Origin of the sequence: Blastomonas sp., from assembly GCF_041747255.1 — a bacterium.
Classification (GTDB): Bacteria; Pseudomonadota; Alphaproteobacteria; order Sphingomonadales; family Sphingomonadaceae; genus Blastomonas.
This window is the reverse complement of sequence record NZ_JBGTFM010000163.1, coordinates 1-5,377: the sequence shown is the minus strand read 5'-3', so window position 1 is coordinate 5,377 and position 5,377 is coordinate 1. Positions and strand designations below refer to the sequence as shown.

At 61.2% G+C, this 5,377-nt stretch carries 3 protein-coding genes and 1 pseudogene; 3 read left to right on the top strand and 1 reads right to left on the bottom strand.

Features of this window, described 5'->3' with window-relative positions; genetic code table 11:
- Nucleotides 1–350 precede the first annotated feature (350 nt).
- From ACEW8G_RS05945 to ACEW8G_RS05935, 3 genes are read left to right on the top strand one after another with little or no spacing between them, the layout of a single operon-like run.
- Complete coding sequence (locus tag ACEW8G_RS05945) at nucleotides 351–971, top strand: ABC transporter ATP-binding protein (RefSeq protein ID WP_373487521.1); 621 nt, start codon at nucleotides 351–353, stop codon at nucleotides 969–971.
- Nucleotides 964–3,489: an FtsX-like permease family protein gene (locus tag ACEW8G_RS05940; protein WP_373487520.1), complete on the top strand. Its 2,526-nt coding sequence runs from the start codon at nucleotides 964–966 to the stop codon at nucleotides 3,487–3,489. The genes ACEW8G_RS05945 and ACEW8G_RS05940 overlap by 8 nt, the downstream gene beginning before the upstream one ends.
- Nucleotides 3,486–4,562, top strand: a complete 1,077-nt coding sequence (locus ACEW8G_RS05935) for a lipocalin-like domain-containing protein (RefSeq protein WP_373487519.1) — start codon at nucleotides 3,486–3,488, stop codon at nucleotides 4,560–4,562. The genes ACEW8G_RS05940 and ACEW8G_RS05935 overlap by 4 nt, the downstream gene beginning before the upstream one ends.
- A gap of 197 nt (nucleotides 4,563–4,759) precedes the next feature.
- Here the strand turns inward: ACEW8G_RS05935 and ACEW8G_RS05930 are convergent.
- A pseudogene (locus ACEW8G_RS05930) lies at nucleotides 4,760–5,365 on the bottom strand (IS630 family transposase); the annotation flags it as partial.
- Nucleotides 5,366–5,377: the final 12 nt, after the last annotated feature.

Below are 5,377 nucleotides of genomic sequence, written 5' to 3'. Positions count from 1 at the left end.
AGTCCCAATTTTGGCCGTTCATCGAGACTTCTGTCGGCAACGAACGGACGACCGCTCTTGGGATTGTGGATCAGGCTGCTGAACGATGGTTATCGGGCCACTTTGCTTGCGGGTGCTCTGGAGTTGTCGGAAGCCTGGAGTGTGCGGTGAGATCATCGCCAAGGCAGCACTCATAACAATCTGAACAAAGTTGACACAGCGTGTTCTGGCCAGAGGCTTAGTTTGGTGCCAAAAGACGCTTCCCTGCGGCACTACGTTATGCCGCGCTGGTCCCTGTTAGAACAGAAAGCACGGCGTTGGTTCCTCAGCTTGAATTGCGCGCGCTCACCAAAAGCGTTCCAGGCGGCCGCGTGTTGTTTCGCAATCTCTCGTTGAGCGTTGAGACGGGAGAGCTTGTTGCCATCATAGGCGAGTCAGGATCAGGCAAGTCAACATTGCTGAATATCGCTGCTGGGCTCGATGCCCATGATGAAGGTCAGATCCTGGTCGGCGGCGAAGACCTGGGCTTGCTGGATGATCGCGGGCTCACCGACTTGCGCCGGCGGCGGATTGGCTTTGTATTTCAGGCATTTCATATCCTGCCTTATTTAACGCTGCGCAAAAACGTAGCGCTGCCGCTCGCGCTGTCGGCCTGCGACAAGCGCGAGATCGCAAGCCGCGCCGACGCGATGCTGCACATGGTGGGCCTTGGCAGCCGGGGGGATTATTATGCGCGCGATCTTTCAGGGGGGGAATTGCAACGCATCGCGATTGCACGTGCACTCATCCATCAACCGGCGTTGATCCTGGCCGACGAACCGACGGGCAACCTCGATACCGAAACGGCTGCACGCATCTTGCAACTGTTTGCGGATTCGACGCGAAATTCAGGATCGGCAGGCTTGCTGGTGACACACTCGGCAGCGGCGGCAGCCATTGCCGACCGGACGCTGGTGTTGACCGCGAACGGGCTTGCCCCCGCCAATGGCTAGCCAGCCGACCCGGGCGCTTGTGTGGTTGATCACCGGCGAGGCGCGGCAGCATCCCGGACGGATCGCTGTTGCCGTGTTGGCGATTGCGATCGGGGTGGCGCTGGGTTTTGCGGTGCATTTGATCAACGGGTCAGCGCTCGCGGCATTTGGTCAGGCGGTGAACACGGTGAACGGTGCCGCTGACCTGAAAGTCGAAGCGGCGAGCCGCCTTGGCTTTGACGAGGCGCTGTATGCGAAGGTTCTGCAGGTTGAAGGTGTCGCCGATGCAAGCCCGGTGGTTGTGCTCAAAGCCGTGTCGGGCATCGGCGAACCGTTCACGTTGCTCGGGCTGGATATCATCCGCGCAGCCGAGGTGACACCCAGTCTGATCGGCGCACCCGCCAGCGGACCGGGCGGCAATGGCGATGAATTATTCGCCGGTGACGCGCTGTTCCTGTCACGTGCTGCGCTGATGGCTGCAAAGTTGCGCATAGGCGACCGAGTGACGATCAACGCCAATGGCAAGGCCCAGCCGATGACAGTATGCGGCTTGCTGCCTGCAGTGGCCGAAGGGCGACGCGTCGGCATGATCGATATTGCCGTCGCGCAGTGGCTGTTTGGGCGGCTTGGCAAGATCGACCGGATCGACCTCAAACTGGCCCCCGATGCGCAGGCAGCCGATGTCCGTGTGCGGCTGCTGCCCCTGATCCCGGCAGGTGCTGTTATCAGCGACAAGGATGACGACGCGCAACAAAGCGACGGGTTATCGCGCGCCTACCGCGTCAACCTTACCATGCTTGCGCTCGTTGCTCTGTTTACTGGCACGTTCCTGGTTTACTCGACACAATCCCTCTCGGTCTCCCGGCGCCTGCAGAGTTTCGCGCTGCTTCGCACGCTTGGCATGCGCCGCAGCGGGATCGTTGCATTGGTGACAACCGAAGGCGCGCTGGCCGGGTTGATTGGCGCTACCTTGGGTCTGCTCCTGGGCTTCGGTCTTGCGGCGGGCGCGCTCAAGATCCTTGGGGGAGACTTAGGGAGCGGGGTTTTCGATGGGGCGCCGCCCGCACTCATCTTTGCGCCTCTGGCAGCTGCCGGGTTTTTCGTTCTGGGCGTTGTCGCGGCGGTAGGAGGGAGCCTGATACCTGCGTTGCAAGGTGCACGCGCCGCCCCTGCCGTCGCGCTCAAAAATGTCGGGGATGGCATTGATCCGCGTGCCCCCATGGCGGGCGGGTTGCCGCTGATGCTGCTTGCCGCAGGGATTGGTGCCGCGTTTCTGCCTGCGGTCGGAGGGCTGCCGCTGTTCGGTTACCTATCGGTTGCGCTGTTGTTGGCTGCGGGCATCATCGCGATGCCATGGCTTGCACGGTCACTGCTCGCTCCGCTGGCACGCGGCTCGCGCCGCAATGTGCCCATCGAATTGGCAATCCAGCATCTGCACGGCGCGCCGGGCGCTGCCGCCACCGCGCTGTGCGGTATCGTGGCGAGTACGGCCCTGATGATCGCCATGGCAGTTATGGTGACGAGTTTTCGCGGCGCGGTCGATCAATGGCTGGGCGACATTTTGTCGGGCGATCTTTACATCCGGTCGGAACCGGGCTGGGGCGGGTTCGATCCAGCATCGCAGGCCCGGTTGGCAGCGATCCCGGGCATCGCTTCAGTGTCATTCAGTCGGCAAGTGCCAATCGTACTCGATCCCACCGAACCTCCGATGAGCTTGATCGCCCGTCCGGTAGGCAGGGGTGATGCGGCGCTGGAGCTGCTTGGGGAGGAAATCATGCCGCCAACAGGCATCATCGCGGTCTGGCTCTCCGAACCTGCGGCCCGTATTCTGGCGGTCAAGCCCGGCGATACGATCGGCCTGCCGATCGGCAATGGCGCACGTTTTGCGGTCGCGGGCATATGGCGCGATTATTCGAGGATGCAGGGCGCAATGGTTATCGATGCCCGGGAGTACAGCAGGCTTACAGGAGACGACGTGCGCGATGATGCTCTGGTGCTGCTCAAACCCGGCGCGGATATCGCAGCCATCAAGCGGGCGATAAGCGCCGCAGCACCGCCAAACCTGAAGTCGCGCCTGACCATGGCTGAACCGGCAAGCCTGCGCACCTTAGCGCTTTCGGTATTCGACCGCAGCTTTGCAATTACGTATGTGCTTGAAGCGATTGCCATCCTCGTCGGATTGGCTGGCGTGGCCACCACGGCATCGGCGCAAGCCAGCGCACGGACCCGCGAATTTGGCATGTTGCGCCACATTGGCGTCGGGCGCGGTCAGATAGTCGCAATGCTGGGGATCGAAGGCGCCCTGCTTGGCGCGGTTGGCGGACTGGTCGGCGTGACGCTGGGCGTCGCCATCAGCCAGGTGCTGATCCACGTGATTAATCCCCAATCGTTCAACTGGACGATGACAACGCGTCTGCCCGTGCCTTTGATGCTGTCGGTGATAACCGCGCTGGTCGTGGCATCGGCGATCACCGCGATGCTCGCAGGGCGACGGGCCGTATCGATGGATGCGGTTCGCGCGGTGAGGGCAGATTGGTGACCCGCGCACTATCGCTCAGCCTCGCGGCCTTGGCGCTCACCACCGCCAGCACCGCGCAAACTTTGGCATTTTCCTATCCGGACGTCAAACCCGGCCGCGTATTTTCCTTTCCTGCAGATCACGGCGCGCATCCGGATTTCCGCACGGAATGGTGGTATGTGACGGGGACGGTCAAAACCCGCAATGGCAAGGATCTGGGTTTCCAGGTCACCTTCTTTCGCACGCGGCCGCGCGTTGACACAGCCAACCCCAGCAAATTTGCGGCGCGGCAAGTGCTTTTTGCCCATGCCGCCGTGTCTGATCCTGCCATCGGTAAACTGCTGCATGACCAGCGCGCGGCGCGCAGCGGTTTCGGCATTGCAGGGGCCCGGATGGGTGACGCTGACGTTCGCATCAAGGATTGGCGTTTGGTCCGGTTGGCCGATGGCCGCTTTGCTGCGCGGATTGTAGCGCGGGGGTTTGCGCTCGACCTCAAATTCACGCCCACGCAGCGACCGCTGCTGCAAGGCAAAGGCGGCTACAGCCGCAAGGGTCCCGCCCCTCAATCTGCCAGCTATTATTATTCACTGCCACAATTGGAGACGACAGGGACGATCACGCGCGGCACCTCGACCGAAACCGTTACTGGGCGCAGTTGGCTCGACCGGGAATGGTCGTCGCGCTTCCTTGGCGGGGCCGCTATCGGCTGGGACTGGACGGGGCTGAACTTTGACGACGGGGCTGCGCTCATGGCATTCCGCATCCGCGGTGCAAAGGGACGAAATATTTGGGCCGGTGGCACGTTCAGGCGAGCAGACGGAACCACGGTGACACTCAAACCCGGTGATGTGGATTTCACGCCAACGCATACGTGGCGATCGAAGCGTACTGGGGCAACCTATCCGGTGGCTCAGATTGTGACGGTCAGACTGCCTGAAGGCAAAAAGCGCCTGACGCTTACCCCCATGTTTGCCGATCAGGAGCTTGATGCGCGTTCAAGCGGACTGCCGGTCTATTGGGAAGGTTTGGTTCGCACCGAAGGCGGTAGGGGCTATCTTGAACTCACAGGATATGCCGCACCCTTGGTCATGTAGTGCGGTTTATCTACGCGAGGGTCCGCTCGAGACAAGCTGGCATCGTGTTGCGAGTATCAAGAGAGGCTGCACGTTCGCTTTTGTAAAAGTTGCTTGGGACAAGAAAAAAACTGGAAGGGGCGCGCGAAGCCGAACTGTCGATATAGTATTCGACTTCAGTGTACGATTGAGCATTGTTGTTCTAGAGCGGTTTTCGATCATTCCGGGTCATACCCGCAAGAGCTGAAGTAGTTGGCGCATTCGCTGGGCTGGAAGATATCGACGAGCCTGCCGATGAGATCCCACAGGCCGCTGACGGTTCGCTCACCGACTTTGCGGAGCATGGCCTTGAGGCGGGAGAAGGCCTTTTCGATAGGGTTAAAGTCTGGGCTATAGGGCGGCAGGAAGCGCAACGTTGCGCCCGCCGCCTCGATCCGGTCACGGACCGAAGCGCGCTTGTGGCTGGACAGGTTGTCCATGATCACAACGTCGCCCGGCTGCAGCTCTGGCACCAGCACCTTGGTCACATAGGCTTCGAACCAGTCCCCGTTGATCGGGCCATCGAGCACCATCGGCGCGATCATGCCGGTCATGCGCAGGCCTGCAACCAGTGTGGTGGTTTTGCGATGACCGTGGGGAAAGCCCATGCGCAGCCGCTCACCCTTCAGGCAGCGGCCATGACTGCGGGTCATGTTGGTAGCGGTCCAGGTCTCGTCTATGAACACGAGGCGCTCAGGTTCCAGATCGATCTGGCCCTCGAACCATTCATGACGCTGCTTCAGGACGTCGGGTCGATCTTGCTCGATGGCATGGCCAGTCTTTTTTTACGCGTCATG